This is a genomic window from Exiguobacterium sp. s101 (assembly GCF_018617835.1).
Taxonomy (GTDB): Bacteria; Bacillota; Bacilli; order Exiguobacteriales; family Exiguobacteriaceae; genus Exiguobacterium; species Exiguobacterium marinum.
On sequence record NZ_JACSKX010000001.1, the window covers coordinates 31,096 to 52,913 of the forward strand.

The following is a 21,818-nucleotide window of genomic DNA, read 5'->3' on the forward strand; positions in this document are numbered from 1 at the left end:
CTATAGTTGAGTACGCTTTCATTTTAGCGAAAAACCATCTAAAAAGAAATGACTCCGTCAAAAAAGCGACCAAGAATGATCTTAGTCACTTAACTCGTTCCATTCAATGCCTCACGGGCAATCAAATCCGCTCGATTTTCCACACGCGGAATCCATTTCAAAAAGATAGTAGGTAGTTCATCATACGCAATCAACGCTTTAAGAAAGAGCGGCTTCGCCGAATCATCTTTCATGAAGCGTTGCTCTAATGCACGAACAACCACGTCAGCATCAGAGTAGAGCATGAATGACGTCTCCTCTTGCATCAAATGCGCCTTTTCAAGTGCATAGGCACAAGCTGCTAGTTCAGCATGGACGCTCGACAGCCCTAGCACCCGTTGCTTGAATGTTGATACTGTACCGTCTGATGACTTGATCCAAACACCGATGCCGTTTTCTCCAGTCGTTTGATTGGTTGCCGCGTCAAAATAGATGTGAACCAAAGCGGTACGCCTCCCAATCCGTATTGATTGGAGCATAAATGTCAATCTGCGACAGACGTTTTGACAAGAGCGCAATCTCTTCATGACCGTCTAGTTTTTTTGCAAACTTTTGGTGGGTCGCTTCAAGCGTTTCATTCTGCACGTGCATGTAAAGCGTCTCAATCGTATCGTAATGTTGAATCAGGATAGTTGCCGTTTTCGGACCGATTCCGCGCACACCTGGAATATTATCTGAAGCATCTCCTTGGAGTGCCTTCACATCAACAAACTGTTTCGGCTTTACTCCGTACATCGATTCAAACGAACCTTCGTTGACGAGCTGTTCTTCTCCCTTTTTCGGCATGATTTGAAACACGTTCGGTGATAACAACTGAAGTAAGTCACGGTCAGAGGAATAAAGGTATGATTCCCCGGGAAAAGCTGTCGCGACCGCACCCATCAAATCATCGGCCTCGTATCCGGTCAACTCGGATTGTAAGATGCCTCGTTCATCCAAAGCGACCCTCAATTTCAAGTAGTCATCAAACAATGGTTCAGGCAGTCCATTACGCGTCGCTTTATATTCAGGGTACATAGCATAACGATGTGTGGACTCTCGCGTTCCGTCCCAAAAGAAAGCAATATGCGAAAAGTCTGTCGTCCATGAATCTACTTTTCGAAGCAAGCCTTTCACCGTTACGTCCGGATCTTGTGCCCGTCTACGCTCCGTTGCAAAATAATAGCGGGACAATAAGTTAAATCCATCAACTAGAATGAGCTTCATTCTGCTCCACCTCACATGATTTTAATCCTCGTGCCAATGCTTCGGCATCTAATTCCTTCCCGATCCAAACGAATACCGAACGGTCCCCTTCATGTACCTCGTTTGCAAACGTCGCACCCATCAGTTGATTCGTTGCTTGAATGACGAACTTTCGATTCTCGTCTTTTAGTCGGACAATCGCTTTCATCCGATATATCGAATCCTCATAATGCATCAGTACCTCACGGACATAACGGGTCACCCGCTCCCGAGACAAAGGGCGCTCAGCATTCAGTGTGATCGCACGAAGGGAAGACACCGATTCACTCATCTCCGTCAGTTGACTCAACTTCTGTTCGTCGACTCGTGACAGTTGGAACGTATTTTCGAGTAGTTCGTAATCGCCTACTGTTTGGACAGTCTCCACAATCCGTACCGTCGGGTTGAGTTGTTCAATTCGCTGACGTGCCTGGTCTAGCTCTTCCACTGAGACTAAATCCGTTTTATTTAACAAAATCAAATCCGCATAGGCGATTTGATGAATGCCTTCTTTAAACAGTTCGCGATCCATTTGGCTTGCATCCACGACAGTTAAGATAGCATTCATCTTGAAGTGTTGTCGTAAATATTCATCATAATAAATTGTCTGGATGATTGGGGCCGGGTCGGCAACACCAGTCGTCTCGATGATGATTCGGTCAAATGTCCCCTTCTTCGCCACGAGTTGATAAAACGTCTTGCTCAAGTCATTTTGAATCGAACAACAAATACAGCCGTTCGAGAGCTCGATTTGCTCCTGGTCCATCTTCACAATCAACTGTTCATCGATATTGACTGACCCAAGTTCGTTAACAATCAAACAAATCTTCTCATCGGTCGCAGCGAGTAAACGATTCATATATGTTGTCTTGCCTGCTCCTAAAAACCCGGTCACTAATTGTACGGGAATCATGTTATCACCCTTTTCTTACAGTTCTTCGTGTGCGCGAGCCCATTTCTCATAGCGCGCATCCAATAAATCAATCAAATGAAGCATCCAAGCTTCCGTCGTCATCGGCAAGACACTTGATCCCCACTCACGCTTCCCGTGATGCGATAAAATCATATGCCAAATACGATGATGAACGTCGATCGGCAGTCGAATCTTTGATTGGCGTAACGTCTCTTCGAACAACAGGCCACCGTATGGCATATGCCCAATTAATGTCCCAATCGGATTGATCGAGATGCCGGTCGTTTCAATTGTACCCTCAACAGGAGATAGTTTTTCAAAACGATTCGGACTAGATAGCAGATGACTGTATTCATATATTTTTCCGATGTCGTGAAAAAGGATTCCAAGTGCGAGTTCGTCCCAGTTCAATGGCTCTTTCCGTTCTGCCATCGCTTCGCATGCGGCATACAATGATTCGAACGTTCCTTTATAGGCCTGTTCAATTTTAACCCCGTTCATCGTATTCCAAAGGTCGACTTTATGCAACTGCTCGGCTTCTTTGATTACACGGAACACCATGGCCAAATAGTCATCCTGTTCTTGAATCCGATATCCGAGACGTAACATGCAAACGGTATGCTTCAGCAATCCTCCAGCGTAATTATGATGATGGTAAAGCGCTGCTGGCGACAGTACGAAATCATCCCAAACGAAATCAAGGAGACCATAGGCGATCTGTTGATAAGTCGGCGACAACGTATCGATTAAGCTGAATAACTCATCAGCAAATTGTTCCATCGTTTCGTCACCCGGTAAGCCAGGGAGTAAAGAGATGGCTTCATCTTTTGAGATGGGATGAACCCGGTCGATAATGATTGATTTTGCACCATCTGGTTTTGGATAGATATCGATTTTTCCTGACAATTCAATCACGCCAGACTCATAGATTGGAAGTAGTTCGCTCTCGTTCCCACGGAGCCAATGTTTCGCGCGCATCATCCCGGTCGCCGTCGTGACACTTAGTTGTAGCCACTTCGCACCGCTCTTCCCTTCCTTCACTTCAACCGTACTGACAAGCGCTTTCGTCTGGACAGGTGCGCCGTCCTGTAACCGGTCTAAACGTTCTTTCGATTTTTCAATTTGAGGTATTCGAAATCTTTCTTGGTTCGTAGAAGTACCTATGATCGGATCAATCTGTTGGTAATAGTTCATATACATTCCCTCCTCGCATCTTCTGACATTGTATCGTGTTTCCACGCATTAGGCGAACATACTTTCTAGTAGGGTTTCAATTTCGTCTCCACCATATTGAAAGCGCTTACGATTATTGGTACGATAAAGGTAGTTCTATAAAGGGGGAAACGAGAATGATTTCATTAATCGATACGTATGAACGTTTCATCGCCTCGGGGGAAGCGACACGTTATGCACAAGAACAGCAATCGATTGAACATATTTTACAAGCGTCTGCTTGTCCGGTGGGAATGCAAGATTTAGAGCAGTCTCTTACGCACCATTCCGGTAATCCATATGCAAAAGATGAGTCACTCGACAAAATCGTCGAACATGAGATGAAAGGGGCGATGGCTACTCTCGAGCTATCCGGGTACCCACTTCAGACCCCTCTAGCGAAAGCAGTGATTCTGTCGGCCTTCGCACGTACGAACCGCCTCAACATCGACAAGTTAAAAGAATTAAGCCATGCTGACCTGCTCGTCCGAATTCAATCGGCTGAACGGGCATGGAAACGGACATACACATTGTTACATCGGTCAACACCAACTCAGATTTGTGGTCAAGTAGATTCTCTACTCGGTGGATGCGCCATACAGCGTGTACTTGAGGCAATCAAACAGCCAGGAACATCAAAAACGGCATAAGAAAAGGAGCGGTCCCCGGCCCGCTCCTTTTCTTATGCTCATCCTTCTGTTACTTCTACTGCATCCGGCTCATAAAGCGTCACGTTACGTGCCGGTGAAAATGTCGAAATCGCATGTTTATAGATCAACTGTTGACGCCCTTCCGATTCGACGATGACAGTAAAGTTATCAAATGATTTGATGATACCTCGAATTTGAAACCCACTTACTAAAAATACAGTCGTTGGCACCATTTCTTTTCGAAGTTGATTCAAAAAATGGTCTTGGATGTTGTAGCTCGCTTTCATGCTGGATTCCCCCTAGTCTTTATCTCTTTAAAATAATCGGAATTTTCGAAAAAACTCCTCTACATCATCATAAATACTTTTATATGATAGTTCAAATGATTTTCGTCCCATATCTACCCAAATTCCATCAAATTGATGTCGGAACCACGTCAACTGCCGTTTGGCAAATTGTCTTGTATGTTGTTTTAACAAATCTGTAGCCCGATCTTTTGAGATTTCTCCTTCTACGTATGGAATAATTTCCTTATAGCCGATGGCTCGCATCGCCTGCGTATCACGATATCCTTGTGCCAAAAGTCGTTCGACTTCTTCGACAAGCCCTGCCTTCATCATCGCATCGACGCGTTGATTGATTCGGGCGTATAGCATCTCACGATCCGCATGAAGGACGAACAATCGATAATCATAATGTTCGGATGGAGCACTGTCCGTCGTCTGTGTATCACCTTGCATCGCCACCTCGAGCGCACGCACGACGCGACGCACGTTATTCGGGTGAATCGTAGCAGCACGCTCTGGGTCAAGTTGAACCAATCTTTGGTGTAGCGCCTCACGCCCTTCGACTTCTGCCAATCGTTCGAGGTCAGCCCGCAACGCTTCATCCACAGGTCGCTCCACAAATTCATAGTCATATAAGATGGAGCGAATGTATAGCCCCGTCCCGCCGACGATAATCGGTAATTTGCCACGGGCATAAATATCATCGATGGCGGCACGTGCTAACTGCTGAAACATCGCGACGCTCATGGCGTCATCCGGGTCACATATATCAATCAAATGATGTGGGATCCCTTCGGCCTCTTCTTTCGTCACTTTCGCTGAACCGATGTCCATGCCCCGGTACACTTGAACCGAATCACCCGAGACGATTTCGCCGTCGAACGATTTCGCCAGTTCGATACCCGTCTTTGTTTTTCCAACGGCGGTTGGTCCGACGATGACGACGACAGGTGTTTTTTTCATACTCTTCACTCCTCAATTAAAAACCCGTCTCCTCGCGAGACGGGTCATCAAATTCTTCTTTTTATTCTATCATCAAATACGACGGCAAACAGCATCCAACCACATAAAAGTAATCCGAGTAATAACACGAGACCATCACTCATCTGCTTTCGCCTCCTTTAGCTTCCTCATTCCCATTTTTCACAATTTAGACACAAAATAAAACACACTCATAAAGAGTGCGCTAAGAAGAACAAGAAAACCATCACTATATATCGAACTACTGGAACTAAAAAAGTCACCCGGTGCGATTGAATCACACTAGATGACCTCGTATGATTTTATAAACGTTATTTACGCAACCTCAACGGATTGTTTCGTACGCTTAACGGATACGATGAAGTAAAGAATTGCTGTACCACTCGCAGCCCACCAAATCATCTCGTATAACCCGTTCAAAAGTCCTGCCATCCCGATCATCGCTGGAACAATAAGAGTTAACCATGACAATACAAGGGCAACACGAGCTGTAAATGCCTCGTTTGGTCGACCAAGTCCCATCCCGAAAAAGAAGAGCGACCATAAGAATGACCAGAAGAACCACGTCAACGCACCCATTGAATCGCCGCCAGCAATCGCCATCACCCCATAAAATGAAGCTGCAATCGATACGAATAACGAGAACCAGCCGACTCCACGACCGTCTAAATTCAAAATAAATGTCACACCAACGTATAAATAAGTGAATGAAAACAGATAAATGCTTGCGAGACCGAACTGCTCTTCAGGACTTGCCCCGATCAATAACCACGTGGCGATAAACGTTTGTAAGATTCCTGTAAACAGACTAAATACCCCAGCACTTTTTGTATCTACCTTCCCGAGAAGGACAAGACTATTTAAAAATAGCGCGACGCCACCAAATAATAAACTTACGTTACCCACATTCATTACCCCTTTTGTACAGATGTCTGACCTCTATTCTACTGTATCACTTTAGCTTGAATTCGCTTACAGTGCAAGGGGAATTTTTATTGTTCACGAGAACGTCATCCATTACTCGTTTTCAAGCATTTGAATCATTCCATCAATGACCCTTTCCTATGTAAAAAAAATCCTTTCCGGAACATCCGGAAAGGATTTCGAGGTATTAATAGATTCCGACAGCGTCAAATGATTTCGCAGCCGATACCGCTTGCGGGCTCGTTGAACCGTAAAGGTCTTTTGCGGATTGCACAACCGCTTGACGAAGGCTTGAGAAGTTTGATGTTGGCGTCAAGTAAACGTTTAGAGCGCGGTAATAGATATCCCCCATCTCCATGACTCCTACACCTTGTACAGATACGCCGTAATGTGATCCACCGTTACCTAAGAGGTATGCCGCTTTGTTGACGATACCCGAGTTGATGTGAACCCCACCATTGTCTTGTGTCCCTGTGTAACGTTTCGAGTAGTGATCTGGGTCTCCATATGCGGCAGGGTTTGCCATCGAACGAAGTCCGTCGCCTGCAACTCCCGGTGTGTAGATGTCTTCCCCTACCAACCAATCGAAGTTTGTACCGACACTATATTCGGCAACCGTTCCTAAAATATCTGATATTGCCTCATTGATTGCACCAGATTCGTTTTGATAGATCAACCCTGCCGTATACTCCGTGACCGCGTGTGTCAATTCATGAGCGACTACGTCAAGTGCACCTGAAAGGTATGTGAACGTCTGACCATCTCCGTCACCATATACCATCTTGCTACCATCCCAGAACGCGTTGTTGTAACTACGGCTATAGTGAACCGTCGAGTTGAGGGCAGCACCAGCGTTATTATAACTGTTACGTCCATACGTATTCTTATAGAAGTCATACGTTTTCGTTGCGTTGACGTGTGCTGAAACCGCTGCACGGTCATACGTGGTGTTCAAGACGTTATCGACATCAGCCCAAAGTGAACCCGGAAGGCGTGTACGGTTTCCAGCATCGTACGTATAAATTCCTTTTCCTCGTGTTGAATCCTGTAAATAGTAATATGAACCACTTTTCGTTGTCTTGAATGTCTGGCTATAGCCGAGAACATCGATTCCCGTTCCTGTATATGTTGTGCCCGTCACACCGTTCGTCGGTTTAGCGTGTGCCAATTGATCGAATTTGTTGAGAACTTCTCCAGTACCCGCATCGATGAAATATGTCCAACGCGACGGTTCTTCCGCTTCAAGGATTGTTCCGGTCACTTGATACGCATAGACCGACTTGTCACCTTTTGGATAAACAATTAATTCCGCTTCAGGTTCGAGCTCGTAAGCCCCTTTATGTTCAACGAGCTTTTTATAACTCGCGATGGCTTTCTTCTCGCTTAACTTGATTGATTTATGTAGGTTTTTCACCGATTTGGCATCGTCTACAACCGTCTTCAATTGACCCGCTTCATCTACGACACCGACTACCACACCACCGAATACGGGCACGCCATCAACTGTTTGTTGAAGCTTAACCACTTTCCCGACTTTGTCCGACTTCGACTCGATCGTCTTGAATTCACCTTTTGATTTGACGTACTCTTTGACAATCGTCGTTGGTGCACTTGCTGATGGTTTCGTCAATGTGCCTGACTTCAATTCTGCCGCACCGACCAGTTGTGGTACGAGCAAGATGCCTGCGATTAATGATGTAGATACAAATTTTTTCATGTGTTTCCCTCCTTTGTGATAACTCTTACTTTACACACTTTACCAAAAGGGTTGTATCCATCTTTTTAATTATTTTGACAATTCTAAATATTGAGTCATCCGGACCAAAACCTATTCTCTTATCCTCATTTCAGCCAATAAAAAATAGTACTACCTAGGAAGGTAGCACTAACAAATTAATAGACATCTTTTTGCGTAAAGTGATAAAACGCATACGCCAGGGCGGCCATCGACCAAATGAGAATGACAAGTAGAGAAAACGGTAATGTCATCCCATCAATGGGTGGGGCTTGTCCCTCCAAATAGGTATGAAGGCCGAAGTTGACGTTCACCAGGTATTTCGAGCTATCCCAATTTGAGCCCAGTGATGTCAAAAGCGGCCCAGAAATGAGGACGGCCATCATAATCCCGATTCCAGTCGCCGTGTTTTTCACCAATACAGAGATCATAAGTGAAATCGTTCCGACTGCAGCGACGACAAGCCACGACAGTCCCATCGACATGAGCAAGTATTCCCACATCGGCAAAGTATGCACAAAATCGGTCGAGAACGTTCCGGTCGGTGAAGCTTGGAAACCAGTCAGAATCGGAGCGGTCCAACCGTCCCAACCGAGAACGATTCCGGATATGGCGTAACTGACGATGGCGGTCACAAAAATTAAGATCGATGTATAGAGTAGCGTTGTCAGCCATTTGGCGAGCAGAATCTTAAATCGCCGGACCGGACGGGATAACAGTGTCTTGATTGTCCCATCGTTATGTTCCCCGCTGACGATATCCGCCATCAATACGATGATAAAGAGCGGCAAGACGAGCGTCGTCCCTTGGGAGAAGAAGACACGCATGAACGTCGGGGCCCCCGGATAATTCGGATTGATATCATTATCAAGATAATATTGATTCTGTTGGACTTGAAATTCGAGAATCTGCCTGAACTCGTCTTGGACGTTCGCAGAGGCGAGTCGGTTTTGCGTATCGATGATCTCTTGCTGGAGATCGACACGCCAATCAATCGTGCCTTGTTCTTCACGTTGCTTCTCGATTTGACGATAGTTTGCGTACGTAAACATGGAGACGAGTACGATCAAGATAATAGAGACAACCATCAATCTGCGTTTCCGATGAATCTTTAATACTTCATTACGAATAAGGCCAAGCATCGATGGATTAGGCAATATGATCACCGCCTGTCAATGTGATGAAGAGGTCTTCTAGTGTCTGCACCCGTCGTTCGAGTCCGAACACTTCGACGTCTCTTTCTATTAAATAGCGATTCAACTTTGCCGTCTCTTCAACGTTCATCGAAATACGAATCGTTCGCTCATCAACCACGTCCGCTTGATCGATTCCAACGTATCCTTGAACGATGGGTAACACTTCAAAACTATTAGTGACATGCAAGTCAACTGTCGATGCAAGTTCTTCAATTAATGATTCAACTGTACCTACTTTGACGATCTTACCTCGGGACATGATAGCGACTCGATCCGCAAGTAGTTCAATCTCCGCCAAGATGTGACTCGATACGAGAACACTCAGTCCCGTCTCTTCTACGAGACGACGAATGAATAATCGCAAATCTCGAATCCCCATTGGGTCGAGTCCGTTCGTCGGCTCATCTAAAATGAGAACTCGTGGGTTATTCAACAACGCCTGAGCAATTCCGAGCCGTTGACGCATCCCAAGGGAGTACGTTTTCACTTTATCATCGATTCGAGCAGTCAAGTCGACGAGATCGATGACTTCCTGAATCCGTTTGTCATCCACATTAGGTAACATCCGTGCAAATGCTTCTAAGTTCTCACGTCCGGATAAAAATTTATACAGTTCTGGATTCTCGACGATGGCTCCGATTTGGTTCATCGCTTGAACAAATTGTTTGTCGACACGATACCCACAAATCGATACATTTCCTTTCGTCGGTTTGATCAAGCCAACAATCATTCGAATCGTCGTCGTCTTCCCGGCGCCGTTTGGTCCTAAAAATCCGAATACCTCGCCTGGATAGACGTCTAACGAAATATTATCGATAATCGTCTTTTTACCAATCACTTTTGTTAGTTGATGTAACTTTAACGTCGGTTCCATTGTCTCACCTCTTCTCTTATTCTATCGGACAAAAGCGAATCTGTCTTATTCGAACATTCACATAGGGCACATCCATACATTTTTGATATGATATGTGTATAGAAAGCGAGGTCAGCCCATGAAACAGTCGAAATGGTATGCATTTTTAAGTGGTGCCGTTTTATTAACGGTAATCGCCTTATACGGTCTATGGATTGGTTATCAGGATATCGTCAACCCCCCGGAACGAACACTTTCCGTTTCCGAAGACGAACGCCCTGAACCAGAAGGAGACGTCTACGTCGCACTTGGCGATTCGTTGACGCGCGGAGTAGGGTCAACGTCTGGTGCTGGATATGTTCAACCCGTAAGTACGGTACTTGAAGAAGACGGTGTCCGTAACCAAAACCTGGCCATCTCTGGAGCACGCACAGAAGATTTACTCAGACAACTCGAGCAGCCCGAAGTGCGTCGGACAATCGAGAACGCCCGATATATCACGTTGACCATCGGAGGAAACGATTTGTTTAACCGTGGAGAAAATGTCGATAATTTCGAAGAGGTCGATATTCAACAAGTCATCACGGATGCGAAGACAAATCTTGAAACCATTTTTTCTGAAATTCGATCATTGAACGACTCGGCGACCATCGTCTATATCGGTCTATACAATCCGTTTCAAAATGATGAGAACGGACAGGCGTTCAATCAACTCATCCTCGATTGGAATGCATCTGCGAAACAATTGGCGAATGCTCAAAACATCAATGTGATTGACCCGTTCTCCTACATCTCTGATTTATCACGAGATCTCGCGACCGACCAATTCCATCCGAGTGACCGCACGTATGAAAAAATTGCGAATGATGTACTCTTCGTCCTTGAGTAACAAAAATCCTCGTCAGGCTAAGCTTGACGAGGATTTTTTACTTCTCATATCGAACGACCCACTGTTCCCCTTGTTTCATCATGTCCGTCCCGACCCAACCTGCTTGAAGCAACTCAACTTGTCGCGCCCGATCTTCCATCGGCACCTCCGTCACTTCTGAAGTAGGTTGCCACATACGATGCATCTCTTTGTAAAAAATATATCGAAGTTTCCCACCATACTTCTCTTTAAACGCACCGATTCGGAGTCCAAGAGAGAATTTGTCTTTCATACTTGGAATATTGAATGGGGCGACGGTTGCACAGACGACATCGAATCGGTTATCCGATTCAACTTGTGACATCAACAGTTTGCCTAAATGTGTCTGTAGTCCATATCCACGGAATTCTGGATGGACGTTCGTCACTTCTTGATAAATGACACGTTCAAGCAAATCCTCTGGCCAACCGATATCTCGCCCTAAATGTTCGTTGTCAATCGGCGGGATGAGCATCGCTCGGAATGCGATGATCCGACCATCTGATTTTGCCCCAATCAACGTCTGATCCTTCAATAGTTTCGTGAACTCTTCGATTGATAGAGATTGATAATGTTCTGGTTCAGCCAACACCTGAATGACCGCATCTTGAACGGACAATAGTTCAGGTAAATCTGACAAGCTTAGAACGTCTACTTGAAGTGAAAGGTCTTTGATTTCACCTTGCCACATGCGAATCTTCTCCAATCACGTAAGAATCCGTCGTCAATTCACGCAACACGTCTTCATCGACATCAATACCGAGTCCCGGACGATTGTGCAGCGAGATGATTGGTAAATCATATGATAAGTTTCCGACATCTTTCCCGAACCGGAGAGGTCCCGTCAACTCGACCGTCTTCACGATTTTACTTGAGAAAGCGACGTGGAATCCTGCACTCGATGCAATGGATGATTCGACCATTGAACCGATTTGACATTCAATCCCCGACATTTCCGCCATATGGACTAACTTCTTCGCCGGATAGATGCCACCACACTTCATCAGCTTGATGTTCGCTTTATGGGCTGCCTGCATCATCGTCAAGCGTCTCATATCGTGAACGTCTTTCAGCCCTTCATCGATCATGAGTGGGACGGAGATTTTTTGTTTCACTTCGAACATGCCTTCAAAATCATCCGCCTTGACCGGTTGTTCGACCCAGTCGATTCCATACGGTTCGAGTAGACGCATGGCTTGAACCGTATTGGCCGCATTGACCCATCCTTGATTGACATCGACTCGAATCGGCACGTCATTTCCTACTGCTTCCCGTACCGCCTTGACACGCGCCACGTCCGTTTGCACATCGACTCCGACCTTCATCTTCACGGCCGTATAGCCTCGTTTCATTTGTTCGAGTGCCTCTTGTGCCATATGGCTCGGCTCTCCGATACTCAAGACGTGAGTGACTGGGAATGACTCATGGTACCGACCGCCAATCCATTCGTAGATCGGTTGATTGATTTTTTTCCCAATCACATCATGACACGCGATATCGAGCGCTGCTTTGGCAGCCGGAACACCACGAATCGCACGGTCCATCTCGTCATGAATATGCTCTAGATGCATCGGATTTTTTCCGATTAAGAGCGGCGCCAACAGATGACGGATGACACTGACAGTGCTCTCTGCCGACTCCCCTGTCACATGCTCATCCGCCACGGCTTCTCCATAACCAATCAGTCCACAAGACGTGGTCATTTTGACAATGACAGACGGCATATCATCATAACGATGATAACTGACGATGAATGGTACTTTTAACGGAAAGCGAACCGAGAAAATTTCTATTTTTTGAATATTCATTTTCATCACTCCTTTACTTCAACTGCTCTTTCCTCTATATTGTCGTTATATAGTCGCTAAATTGCAAGGGGGATTTTTATATGTCCATCCATATCGCCGTCGTCGGCTCACCAGCGTTTATTCAACAGGTACGGAAAGGTTCCTCTTCCTTACCCGATGTCCGGATCGAAGAATTTCCTTATGATGACCCACGTGAAGCGAAAGACATCGCTACACAACTCCTATTTTTTGATGGAGTGTTCTTCTCCGGTTCATTCCCTTATACGTATGCGATGGAGGAAGCGAACCTTCCATTTGCCCATCACGTCGTTCAAGATGATGTCGTGTTATTGACGTCACTTTTATACGTGACATTGACTGAGCAGCTCCGAATCGAAGAGCTCTCCATCGATCTCGTTGATGCGTCACGACTTGAATCAATTTTAGCATCGTTTCCAAGCCACATGTCGCCACCGCAAGTGAAAGAACTTAGTCCGTATATGAATTTCGAAGAGTTGATTTCGTTTCATGAGCAACTTCAACGAAATGGGACGACTCGATTCGCTTTGACGAGTGTCGAGCGAGTTCATCGACACTTAGTGGAAAATGGTTTTGTTAGTCAACTCATGATTGAGCCAGAAGAGAGAATTCTCCACCACTTCCATGATTTTATTCAACAGATTCGATTGAACAAATCAGACCAGTCCCAACTCGCCGTGCTCTTCTACTCGGATGCCAATGAAGATACGCTCAACCATGTGACAACACATCATTATTTCGGTGGTAAATTGATGGAGACCACTCAAGACGGTATCGTCCTATTATCGAGTAAAGGAAAGATTGACTCCGCCATGTCAAACGGTTCCATCTTGTCAGAGAACATTTCTGGTCATGTAGGGATCGGGTATGGTTCCGATTATCAACGCGCCGTTGAGCATGCCGAACTTGCCCTTCATACGACAAACAATGCCGCTATACGCATCGTCGACGATTCAAAACGAATGACGTTCACCGACCAACCGGCACCGATTCATTTCCGCGTCACGCAAACGCGTGTCTATGACATGATGAAACAGACGGGTATGAGTCCGACCAATATCGAAAAGCTCATTCATTTTTCAATGGACCATCTCGAGTTTACAGCGAAAGAGCTGACCGACCATTTAAATGTGACACGTCGCACGACAGAGCGACTCATCAAAAAATTGGTAGATGCAAAACTCGTTCATCCGATTGGCGAAGAGATGAGCTACAGCCAAGGTCGTCCGCGCACCGTCTATAAATTTCAATTCCCGGTCGATTGACGACCGGGAATCGTTTTATTGAGCCGCTTGTTCAGCGACAGGTTCTTCTTGTTGAATGACCGCCATTCGTTCAATCGTATATCCTGTGAAGGCATACAAAATCGAAATGACCGGTACGATGAAGTTTAAGACGGCGTATGGCGCATATTCGAACGCTCCGACACCGAGCGTCCCAAGTATGAATACCCCGCACGTGTTCCACGGAATAAATACCGACGTCAATGTTCCACCGTCCTCGAGGGCACGAGATAAATTCTTCGATTGAAGTCCCATTTTCTCATAAGCACCGGCAAACATGCGTGACGGGACGACAATGGAGATGTACTGCTCGGAACACGTCGCATTCGTCGCAATTCCCGCTAAAATCGTTGAAGCGATCAATGAACCTGCCGTTTTCGCCAACTTCAAGATTTGGTTCATAATGGATTGTAACATTCCCGAATATTCTAAAATCCCACCGAACGTCATCGCGACGATGGTCATCGAGACCGTGTACATCATCGCATCAAGACCACCTCGGCTGAAGAGGTTATCGACCAGCTCATTTCCAGTATCAATGACATAGCCACTTTGTAGAGCGCCTACGCTGTCAGCAAGCGTTCCGCCTTGGATGAACACTTGAGCCAAGAAACCGAGTGCAATCCCGACGACGAGTGCCGGAATCGCCGGCACCTTCTTTGCAACGAGCAAAATGACGGCGAGTGGGACGATGAGTAACCATGGTGAGATGACAAAACTGTCCTCTAAAATCGTTAGTGTCTGCGTGATTTCGGACGAGTCTGTCGTCGAATCCGCAAATCGTCTACCGAGCCATGCGTAGACCCCGAGCGCAATGATGAGTCCTGGAATCGTCGTATATAACATGTGTCGGATATGTACGAATAAATTAGTATGAGTCAAGCCGGCCGCCAAGTTTGTCGTGTCTGACAATGGTGACATCTTGTCGCCAAAATATGCACCCGAGATGACAGCCCCCGCTACCATCGGCGCTGGTATCCCCATACTCAGCCCGATGCCCATCCCCGCTACTCCAATCGTCCCCATCGTCGACCATGAGCTCCCGATCGAAAGTGCGACGACCGCACAGATGAGGCAAATCGTTAACAAAAAGTATGCCGGTGAGATGATTTTCAGTCCGAAATAAATCATCGTTGCGACAATCCCTCCACCAATCCATGCTCCAATCGTCAACCCGACGAGAATGATGATGACGACTGCCGGCAAGGCGAGACGAATTCCTTTATACATCATCTCTTCAATTTCTTTCCACTTGAACCCGTGACGCCAGGCGACGATCGAGGCGACTGCCGTCCCAACGATGAGCGGGATATGTGGTCCTTGACCGAGCTTAACGATCGAGATGAGCATGACGACAATCATCACACTGAGTGGCAACAGTGCCCATCCTAGTTTCATGTCTTTTTTGTTCCCCATTGTTTCCATCTAGCTTCCTCCCCTTATAGCGAAAATTCAGAATTGTCGTTATATTGTCGCTAATAACGTTATGATAGCGCTTACAGTGGGTTGATGCAATAAAAAAATGAGTGGACAGACATCTGTCTATCCCACTCATCCTGATTTATGTCGCTGCAATCCGGAGTGCATCCGCGAGCAGGAGTGCCCCGTCTTCCAAGGCGTCACGGTCAAACGTCATATGAGGATGATGAAGACCTGGACCTAAATCAGCCCCGATGCCAATCATCGTTGCATCAAGTGACGGTTTCTCAACGGTATAAAAATGAAAATCATCACTACCTGACGTGACAATCCGTTCGACGAGAGCCGACTCACCGAAGCGTTTCTTAATCGCTCGCTTGACGATTTGGCTAGATTCTTCCCCGACAACAGCTCCCGGTGTGAAGTCTTGCCACTCCCATTCCAGTTTCACGTGATGGAGTTGACTGACGTGATGTAGCATGTCTTCGACACGATTGCGCAGTTCGTGCAATTCTTCATTTTGTTGAGCGCGTACATCAATCGAGAACGTCGCATTTCCTGGAATGATGTTCATGTTGTCACTCCCGGCATGGACTTTCGTCAACTTGACAGAATACGGCTCAAACGGCGACAAGTAAATGCTCTTTAACATGTGTTGAATCGTAAAGATGACGTCGAGTGCGTTCTGTCCTTGATGCGGTCTCGCACCATGTGCATCATCTCCAAGCACTTCTCCCTTCAGGAAGAAGGCAGCCCCATGTTGAAGCGCTGCCGCGTATTGTCCCTTTTTCAACTCTTCTTGTGGACGCAAATGGATCCCGAACAGTTGCGTCACATCTTCAAGCGCGCCCCGTTCAATCATGGCGAGTGAACCGTTTCCTTGTTCTTCAGCTGGTTGGAAGATGAAGCGGATTCGCTTCTGTAACACCTCGTCCTTCAACTGCTCGAGGGCACCGAGCACCATGCTGATGTTCGCGTCGTGCCCACATGAATGATTCGCTCGAAACGTACCGTCCACTTGTTGCCATAACGCATCGATATCGGCTCGAACCGCAATCACGTCTTCACCCGATCCAATCTCCGCAATCACCCCGGTCACATCCTCAAACGTCCGATGGGGAATCGACCAGTCCGATAAAATTGAAGCAATCGTACGCGTCGTCTCAATTTCTTTCCAACTGACTTCTGGATGTTCATGAAAATGTTCAAACCACTTGAATACGATTGTCATATGTATCTCCCCACCCTTTATATTTTTTTCACGCCTTTGATAAGTACCCATTGAAGCGGGAGTCGCCCCAACGTGATCCATTTCGGAATGACATTCCCACCGATTTTAGAAGGTTTTACAGCCATGTTGATATTTGCCGGGAAGACGGCGATAAAAAATGCCGGCAACATCCGTTTTACGAACGACGTCCCCTTGTTCAGTAAGAGCATCGCTCCGAATGTGACTTCCACGACTCCGCTCAGTTGCACCATCAGTCGACGGAACGGCCAAGACTTCGGAATAATCGACATGAACGCCTTCTCTCTGACAAAATGTAACATCCCTGCCCCGAAGAGTAGCACCCCATATAAGTTTCGTACCATATCTCATCCTCCTTTTGTATTAGCATAGCAAAAAAGGCGGGCTTATTGCCCACCTTTTACAATGCAGAACCGTTCGCATTTTGAATCTCGACTTGAACCGTCTCCGTTTTTCCGTCACGGACATATTCGATGTCGACCGTTCCGTCTGTATCTCGAATCAATTCACTACGGAGATCAATGAACGAGCTGACGTCTTTGTCATTGATTTTTACGATGACGTCACGTGCCTCAAGACCCGCTTTCGCAGCTGAACTGTTTTGCTGAACTTCTACGATAATCGTCCCCGCCGTCACCGATTCAGGTAAATTGATTTGTTCCGTCAAGTAACCTGGAGGGAACTCTGACACGTCACGAAGCGATACGCCGAGCGAAGGATGATTCACTTCTCCCGTCTGTTCGATTTGATTGATGAGCGGAAGCGCGATGTCGACCGGGATTGAGAATCCGACTCCTTCGACTTCTGCCGTCGCAATCTTCATCGAGTTGATCCCGACGAGTTGTCCTTCTTCGTTGATTAACGCACCACCTGAGTTACCTGGGTTGATGGCCGCATCCGTTTGAATGACCTCGGCGTTGAAATCGGCCTGTCCGTTCTCATCCGTATCGACCGGTACGAGACGTGACGTCGAGGAGACGACACCGCGTGTCACGGAGTTTTCGAATTGTCCGAGCGGATTCCCGATGGCAATAACGGTTTGTCCCGGTTTCAACTCACTCGATTTACCGATTGAGATAACGGCCGGTACCTTATCAGCGTCAACTTTTAAGACGGCCAAGTCATACGTCGCGTCACTTCCCATGAGTGTCGCTTCCGCTGTCGTTCCGTCATTAAAGGTGACCGTCAGCTTGTCCGCTCCATTGACGACGTGGTGGTTCGTTGCGATATATGCCGAGTCGCCTTCTTTTTTATAGATGACGCCCGACCCGACTCCAGCCTCGACGGCTTCACTTGAGAATCCGGTTTGGGCGAAATTGTTCACGGTCACGACGGCAGGTTGGGCGGTCGCGACGGCATTCGTGACCGAAGAATCGGATACGTTCGATGACGTTTGGACCGGAGTCCCTTGCGAGGTCACGTTCGTGTCACTGACACTCGTTGCAGGTTGGTCGATAAACGGGTAAGCAATTGCGCCCGTCAGCAATGCCCCGATGACCCCGCCCACAAGTCCTGGGAACATGCGGCTGACGAATGACGGTTTTGTTTGTGTTCGTACCATTGTCTCTTCTCGGTTGGATGAACCGAGTTCTGTATCTAACCAATCTTTTTGTTGCTCTGATTCATGTAATTGATCGCGTTCATTTGATTGATCGTGACGATCCATAATGATTCATCTCCTCTGTGTTATCTTCTACCCTTACTATAACGAAGAGGAACACTCATTTATAAAATGATAAATGAATTACAAGATTCTTCACATTTTGCGTCATTTCATTCAGACAATCACATTTCTTAACGTACCGAGACCTTCAATCGCCACTTCGACGGTGTCTCCCGTTTGAAGATACGTCGGTGGCGTCATCCCATGCCCGACCCCGGCAGGCGTACCCGTCGCGATGATGTCACCCGCTTCGAGCGTCATGCCTTTCGACAATGTACGAATGAGCTCGTCAATCGGACGAATCATATCGGCTGTCGTCCCGTTTTGACGCGTCTCCCCGTTAACACTTGTTTTGATTTGGAGAGGGAACTGGAGCTCGTCAGGTGTCAAGATGAACGGTCCCATCGGACAAAACGTATCGAACGACTTACCACGGAAGAATTGGACATGTTCTTTTTGTACGTCTCGAGCCGTCACATCGTTTAGAATAGTGTAACCGAAAATGTGCTCCTCGACCGCTTCGATGTCTCGTCCAGACTTGCCGATAATGACGGCGAGCTCACCCTCATAGTCTAGTTTATCCGTCAATTCCGGATGACGCTCAATGACAGCCTCCGGACCGACGACCGAGGTCGGCGCTTTCGTGAAGATGACGAGTTTCCCCGCTCCCGCTGTATCCATCTCTTTCACGTGTTCTTCGTAGTTCTTGCCGATACAAATCACGTTTTTTAGCGGACGGTATGGGGCGAGAAGCTTCACTTCCGTCACTCGGTATGAGGGCGCCACGTCCAAATCGATATCCGGCTCGAATTCACGCGCGATGACTTCGAGTAAGTTTGTCGTATGTACTTGATTGCTGACATCGTAGACGAAATCACCCTCGACAATTCCCACTCCTTGTTCTTCCTGCATCTCAAAACTACACCATTTCATCAATACTCCCCCTTTTTTATCATTATACAAAAAATCGAGACATCTCTGCCTCGATTACACTTTATTCAAAAAGATGATCCGTTGATTACTCGATCCCCGAAAGCGGAGTCCCATGTCTCGTAGCGACTGCTCAAAGCGACCGTCAACGAGCACATCGGCGTAGTCTAACACGGTTTGAACCGTTTCGTCGTGCATCGCTTCCAACTGTTCAAGCGTATAACCGGTATACACCCACACATTTTTACCGAGCGACTTACATGCCATGACGAGTTCCGCTAACGCTGACAATTGAAGAAACGGTTCACCCCCTGAGACAGTCACACCGTCCCAGCCGCTCACCTTGATGCGTTGAACGAGTTCCTCCACTTCGACTTCCTCACCACCGGCTGGATTCCAGGAAGACGGATTGTGACAACCTTTACAGCGATGGGGACAGCCTGCAGTAAAGATGACCGTCCGAATCCCCGGTCCATCGACCACAGACTCTTCAACGACGGATAGAATGCGCATCATGTTTCACCCTCGCTCGTTCTTCTTCTCGCTTTGCCGTATTCCAGCGATCCATCGTCCCGACTAAATAACCGGTGATCCGACGGATTCGTTCGATGTCTTCATCCTCGCCACAAGTCGGACAGGCCGCATCAATCAATCCCTCTAACCCGCAATTCCCGCAACGGTCGACCGGATGATTGATGGAACCATAGCCGATGTCATGCTGACGCATCAAGCGGACAATCGATTCTACCGCTTCCGCATTGTGGGCGAGAGAACCGTCGACCTCGACATATGAAATATGCCCAGCGTCACATAACGCGTGATACGGTGCCTCAATCCGAATTTTCTCACGGATGGATACAGACTGATAGACCGGCACATGGAACGAATTCGTATAGAAGGCACGATTGGTGACACCTTCAATCATCCCGAACTCTTCCTGGTCTCGCGTCACAAATTTACCTGACAGTCCTTCTGCCGGTGTCGCAAGCAACGAAAAATTTAAATCGTACGCTTCGGCTGCCACACGCATTCGATTGGCTAGATGGGTGACGATGTCGAGACCGATTCGTTCCGCCTCACGCGACTCGGCATGTGTACTACCTGTCAACACCTTCAGCGTTTCGGCGAGCCCGATGAAGCCGAGTGAGAGCGTTCCTTGTTTCAATACGTCTCGGACTTCATCTTGCATATGTAACTGCTCACTTCCACGCCAGACACCTTGTGTGTAGAGGAATCGGAATTCTTCAGCGCGACGCGTGCATTGATAGTCGAAACGTTCGACCAACTGTTCGATGCCGATGTCGATATATCGGTTGAGAATGCGGTAAAAGTCAGTGAGCGACTCCGAGACAAGCGCCATTTTCACTAAGTTGAGTGTGGAGAAGGAAAGATTGCCACGTCCGATTGACGTCTCCTCCCCGTGCCGGTTTCCCATGACCCGAGTGCGGCAGCCCATATACGCCACCTCTGATTCATGCGTCCCATCGTAGTATGACGCGTTGAACGGGGCATCGATGAAAGAAAAGTTCGGGAAAAGCCGTTTGCCCGTGACGCGACACGCTTCACGGAAAAGATCGACGTTCGGATCGTCCTCGTGGAAGTTGATGCCTTCTTTTACTTTAAAGATTTGAATGGGAAAAATCGGGGTCTCTCCATTCCCTAACCCACGTTCCGTGGCACGTAGCAACTCCCGAATGAGGATGCGTCCCCACTTTGAGGTGTCCGTCCCGTAATTGATTGAGACGAAGGGCACTTGCCCGCCACCTCGTGAATGCATCGAGTTCGCATTGTGGATGAACGCTTCACACGCCTGATACGTCGCAGAGATAGTTTCTTCTTCCGCGAGTTGCTCCAATTGCACATCGTCCCAGTCAACAGGCAATGATTGGAGTCGGCTCAGTTGGCGCTCATATGTCTTCTCGACATACGGTGCCAAATCGACGTCAAACATCGGGAACGCCTGTCCCCCATGCTGCATATTTTGATTCGCTTGAAGGATGATGGACGCGAGTGCCATGGCGGAACGAATGTCTTTTGGTGACCGAATCGTTCCATGCCCCGTATGGAATCCATCTTTTAATAATTGACCGAGTGGAATTTGACAACATGTCGTTGAGCCTGTGATGTAATAGTCGGCGTCGTGCACGTATAGATAGTTCTCACTTACGGCCTGTTTTGATTGCTCCGACATTAAATACGTCTGCGACAGTTCTTTAGACACTTCTGAAGAGAGTCGTGCTAATTTTCCGAGCGGGGACTTTCCGTCCACGTTCGCATTTTCCTGCACTAAGTCTTGGTCTGGTAAGACGCAGACGTCCTCATACAACTGCAATAATTTCAAAACCTATCACCTCACTATATATGGATTTTAAACATTTAAAATTGTTTTTAAAATCCTATATATAGATTATGACACGTATTTTTCTCGATGGTCACGAGTCGATATTGTGACAGTTTATCTGTGCCTTTACGACAAAAAAGAGCCTCGTCTTCGATAAGACAAGGCTCAACGTTATATGTGATAAAC

22 protein-coding genes are annotated in these 21,818 nt (G+C 47.0%); 3 read left to right on the forward strand and 19 right to left on the reverse strand.

The features are described 5' to 3' along the window. Window positions 1-89 precede the first annotated feature (89 nt). From KNO76_RS00140 to KNO76_RS00155, 4 genes are read right to left on the reverse strand one after another with little or no spacing between them, the layout of a single operon-like run. Complete coding sequence (locus KNO76_RS00140; RefSeq protein ID WP_026826076.1) at window positions 90-482, reverse strand: reverse transcriptase-like protein; 393 nt, start codon at window positions 480-482, stop codon at window positions 90-92. Then, complete coding sequence (locus KNO76_RS00145; protein WP_214881270.1) at window positions 463-1,245, reverse strand: 5'-3' exonuclease; 783 nt, start codon at window positions 1,243-1,245, stop codon at window positions 463-465. The genes KNO76_RS00140 and KNO76_RS00145 overlap by 20 nt, the downstream gene beginning before the upstream one ends. Beyond that, entirely contained in the window at window positions 1,226-2,176 is a 951-nt protein-coding gene (locus KNO76_RS00150) for a CobW family GTP-binding protein (protein ID WP_214881273.1), read from the reverse strand. Before KNO76_RS00150 ends, KNO76_RS00145 begins: the two co-directional genes overlap by 20 nt. Window positions 2,177-2,191: 15 nt before the next feature. Next, window positions 2,192-3,370: an HD domain-containing protein gene (locus KNO76_RS00155; protein ID WP_214881276.1), complete on the reverse strand. Its 1,179-nt coding sequence runs from the start codon at window positions 3,368-3,370 to the stop codon at window positions 2,192-2,194. 155 nt (window positions 3,371-3,525) lie between these two features. Between KNO76_RS00155 and KNO76_RS00160 the strand changes: the two genes are divergently transcribed. Continuing rightward, window positions 3,526-4,038: a hypothetical protein gene (locus KNO76_RS00160; RefSeq protein ID WP_214702137.1), complete on the forward strand. Its 513-nt coding sequence runs from the start codon at window positions 3,526-3,528 to the stop codon at window positions 4,036-4,038. A gap of 38 nt (window positions 4,039-4,076) precedes the next feature. Here the strand turns inward: KNO76_RS00160 and hfq are convergent, their stop codons facing one another. From hfq to KNO76_RS00190, 6 genes are all read right to left on the reverse strand, one after another. Continuing rightward, window positions 4,077-4,325, reverse strand: a complete 249-nt coding sequence (gene hfq / locus KNO76_RS00165; protein ID WP_214878286.1) for an RNA chaperone Hfq — start codon at window positions 4,323-4,325, stop codon at window positions 4,077-4,079. A gap of 27 nt (window positions 4,326-4,352) precedes the next feature. Then, window positions 4,353-5,288 (reverse strand): tRNA (adenosine(37)-N6)-dimethylallyltransferase MiaA, encoded by a 936-nt coding sequence (miaA, locus tag KNO76_RS00170; RefSeq protein WP_214881278.1) that lies wholly within the window; start codon window positions 5,286-5,288, stop codon window positions 4,353-4,355. Window positions 5,289-5,621: 333 nt separating this feature from the next. After that, window positions 5,622-6,212: an AmiS/UreI family transporter gene (locus KNO76_RS00175; RefSeq protein WP_214698372.1), complete on the reverse strand. Its 591-nt coding sequence runs from the start codon at window positions 6,210-6,212 to the stop codon at window positions 5,622-5,624. Window positions 6,213-6,417: 205 nt separating this feature from the next. Next, window positions 6,418-7,947, reverse strand: coding sequence for a M4 family metallopeptidase (locus KNO76_RS00180; RefSeq protein ID WP_214881280.1), 1,530 nt, complete (start codon window positions 7,945-7,947; stop codon window positions 6,418-6,420). 176 nt (window positions 7,948-8,123) lie between these two features. Beyond that, window positions 8,124-9,122, reverse strand: a complete 999-nt coding sequence (locus tag KNO76_RS00185; RefSeq protein WP_084483598.1) for an ABC transporter permease — start codon at window positions 9,120-9,122, stop codon at window positions 8,124-8,126. Then, window positions 9,115-10,035 carry an ABC transporter ATP-binding protein gene (locus KNO76_RS00190; protein ID WP_214698369.1) on the reverse strand — a complete coding sequence of 307 codons (921 nt, stop codon included), beginning with the start codon at window positions 10,033-10,035 and terminating at the stop codon, window positions 9,115-9,117. The genes KNO76_RS00185 and KNO76_RS00190 overlap by 8 nt, the downstream gene beginning before the upstream one ends. A gap of 118 nt (window positions 10,036-10,153) precedes the next feature. Between KNO76_RS00190 and KNO76_RS00195 the strand changes: the two genes are divergently transcribed. Beyond that, on the forward strand, window positions 10,154-10,903 hold the full coding sequence (locus tag KNO76_RS00195) for a GDSL-type esterase/lipase family protein (RefSeq protein WP_214881281.1): 750 nt from the start codon (window positions 10,154-10,156) through the stop codon (window positions 10,901-10,903). A gap of 37 nt (window positions 10,904-10,940) precedes the next feature. Here the strand turns inward: KNO76_RS00195 and KNO76_RS00200 are convergent, their stop codons facing one another. After that, complete coding sequence (locus KNO76_RS00200) at window positions 10,941-11,612, reverse strand: hypothetical protein (protein ID WP_026826087.1); 672 nt, start codon at window positions 11,610-11,612, stop codon at window positions 10,941-10,943. Next, window positions 11,599-12,729: a mandelate racemase/muconate lactonizing enzyme family protein gene (locus tag KNO76_RS00205; protein ID WP_214881283.1), complete on the reverse strand. Its 1,131-nt coding sequence runs from the start codon at window positions 12,727-12,729 to the stop codon at window positions 11,599-11,601. The genes KNO76_RS00200 and KNO76_RS00205 overlap by 14 nt, the downstream gene beginning before the upstream one ends. A gap of 80 nt (window positions 12,730-12,809) precedes the next feature. Between KNO76_RS00205 and KNO76_RS00210 the strand changes: the two genes are divergently transcribed. Beyond that, window positions 12,810-14,012: a hypothetical protein gene (locus tag KNO76_RS00210; protein ID WP_214881285.1), complete on the forward strand. Its 1,203-nt coding sequence runs from the start codon at window positions 12,810-12,812 to the stop codon at window positions 14,010-14,012. A gap of 15 nt (window positions 14,013-14,027) precedes the next feature. Here the strand turns inward: KNO76_RS00210 and nhaC are convergent, their stop codons facing one another. The 7 genes from nhaC to KNO76_RS00245 all read right to left on the reverse strand — a co-directional run bounded on the left by nhaC (window position 14,028) and on the right by KNO76_RS00245 (window position 21,632). Further along, window positions 14,028-15,455 (reverse strand): Na+/H+ antiporter NhaC, encoded by a 1,428-nt coding sequence (nhaC, locus tag KNO76_RS00215; protein WP_214881287.1) that lies wholly within the window; start codon window positions 15,453-15,455, stop codon window positions 14,028-14,030. 136 nt (window positions 15,456-15,591) lie between these two features. Then, window positions 15,592-16,680: an amidohydrolase gene (locus KNO76_RS00220; RefSeq protein ID WP_214881289.1), complete on the reverse strand. Its 1,089-nt coding sequence runs from the start codon at window positions 16,678-16,680 to the stop codon at window positions 15,592-15,594. Between the two features lie 17 nt (window positions 16,681-16,697). Next, window positions 16,698-17,042: a DoxX family protein gene (locus KNO76_RS00225; RefSeq protein ID WP_214881291.1), complete on the reverse strand. Its 345-nt coding sequence runs from the start codon at window positions 17,040-17,042 to the stop codon at window positions 16,698-16,700. Between the two features lie 56 nt (window positions 17,043-17,098). Beyond that, window positions 17,099-18,364, reverse strand: a complete 1,266-nt coding sequence (locus tag KNO76_RS00230; RefSeq protein WP_026826093.1) for a S1C family serine protease — start codon at window positions 18,362-18,364, stop codon at window positions 17,099-17,101. Between the two features lie 111 nt (window positions 18,365-18,475). After that, complete coding sequence (locus KNO76_RS00235; protein ID WP_214702152.1) at window positions 18,476-19,294, reverse strand: fumarylacetoacetate hydrolase family protein; 819 nt, start codon at window positions 19,292-19,294, stop codon at window positions 18,476-18,478. A gap of 54 nt (window positions 19,295-19,348) precedes the next feature. Further along, window positions 19,349-19,804, reverse strand: coding sequence for an anaerobic ribonucleoside-triphosphate reductase activating protein (gene nrdG / locus KNO76_RS00240; RefSeq protein ID WP_214881303.1), 456 nt, complete (start codon window positions 19,802-19,804; stop codon window positions 19,349-19,351). Then, the gene (locus KNO76_RS00245) at window positions 19,782-21,632 is read right to left on the reverse strand and encodes an anaerobic ribonucleoside triphosphate reductase (protein WP_214881305.1); all 1,851 of its coding nucleotides are present in this window, start codon (window positions 21,630-21,632) and stop codon (window positions 19,782-19,784) included. Before KNO76_RS00245 ends, nrdG begins: the two co-directional genes overlap by 23 nt. Window positions 21,633-21,818 lie beyond the last annotated feature (186 nt).

What these genes read in the sequence shown, in the direction of transcription:
- KNO76_RS00145 (WP_214881270.1), bottom strand. Translation starts at nt 1,245, where the DNA reads ATGAAGCTCATTCTAGTTGATGGATTTAACTTATTGTCCCGCTATTAT.
- KNO76_RS00150 (WP_214881273.1), bottom strand. Translation starts at nt 2,176, where the DNA reads ATGATTCCCGTACAATTAGTGACCGGGTTTTTAGGAGCAGGCAAGACA.
- KNO76_RS00155 (WP_214881276.1), bottom strand. Translation starts at nt 3,370, where the DNA reads ATGAACTATTACCAACAGATTGATCCGATCATAGGTACTTCTACGAAC.
- KNO76_RS00160 (WP_214702137.1), top strand. Translation starts at nt 3,526, where the DNA reads ATGATTTCATTAATCGATACGTATGAACGTTTCATCGCCTCGGGGGAA.
- hfq (WP_214878286.1), bottom strand. Translation starts at nt 4,325, where the DNA reads ATGAAAGCGAGCTACAACATCCAAGACCATTTTTTGAATCAACTTCGA.
- miaA (WP_214881278.1), bottom strand. Translation starts at nt 5,288, where the DNA reads ATGAAAAAAACACCTGTCGTCGTCATCGTCGGACCAACCGCCGTTGGA.
- KNO76_RS00180 (WP_214881280.1), bottom strand. Translation starts at nt 7,947, where the DNA reads ATGAAAAAATTTGTATCTACATCATTAATCGCAGGCATCTTGCTCGTA.
- KNO76_RS00190 (WP_214698369.1), bottom strand. Translation starts at nt 10,035, where the DNA reads ATGGAACCGACGTTAAAGTTACATCAACTAACAAAAGTGATTGGTAAA.
- KNO76_RS00195 (WP_214881281.1), top strand. Translation starts at nt 10,154, where the DNA reads ATGAAACAGTCGAAATGGTATGCATTTTTAAGTGGTGCCGTTTTATTA.
- KNO76_RS00200 (WP_026826087.1), bottom strand. Translation starts at nt 11,612, where the DNA reads ATGTGGCAAGGTGAAATCAAAGACCTTTCACTTCAAGTAGACGTTCTA.
- KNO76_RS00205 (WP_214881283.1), bottom strand. Translation starts at nt 12,729, where the DNA reads ATGAATATTCAAAAAATAGAAATTTTCTCGGTTCGCTTTCCGTTAAAA.
- KNO76_RS00210 (WP_214881285.1), top strand. Translation starts at nt 12,810, where the DNA reads ATGTCCATCCATATCGCCGTCGTCGGCTCACCAGCGTTTATTCAACAG.
- nhaC (WP_214881287.1), bottom strand. Translation starts at nt 15,455, where the DNA reads ATGGAAACAATGGGGAACAAAAAAGACATGAAACTAGGATGGGCACTG.
- KNO76_RS00220 (WP_214881289.1), bottom strand. Translation starts at nt 16,680, where the DNA reads ATGACAATCGTATTCAAGTGGTTTGAACATTTTCATGAACATCCAGAA.
- KNO76_RS00225 (WP_214881291.1), bottom strand. Translation starts at nt 17,042, where the DNA reads ATGGTACGAAACTTATATGGGGTGCTACTCTTCGGGGCAGGGATGTTA.
- KNO76_RS00230 (WP_026826093.1), bottom strand. Translation starts at nt 18,364, where the DNA reads ATGGATCGTCACGATCAATCAAATGAACGCGATCAATTACATGAATCA.
- KNO76_RS00235 (WP_214702152.1), bottom strand. Translation starts at nt 19,294, where the DNA reads ATGAAATGGTGTAGTTTTGAGATGCAGGAAGAACAAGGAGTGGGAATT.
- nrdG (WP_214881303.1), bottom strand. Translation starts at nt 19,804, where the DNA reads ATGCGCATTCTATCCGTCGTTGAAGAGTCTGTGGTCGATGGACCGGGG.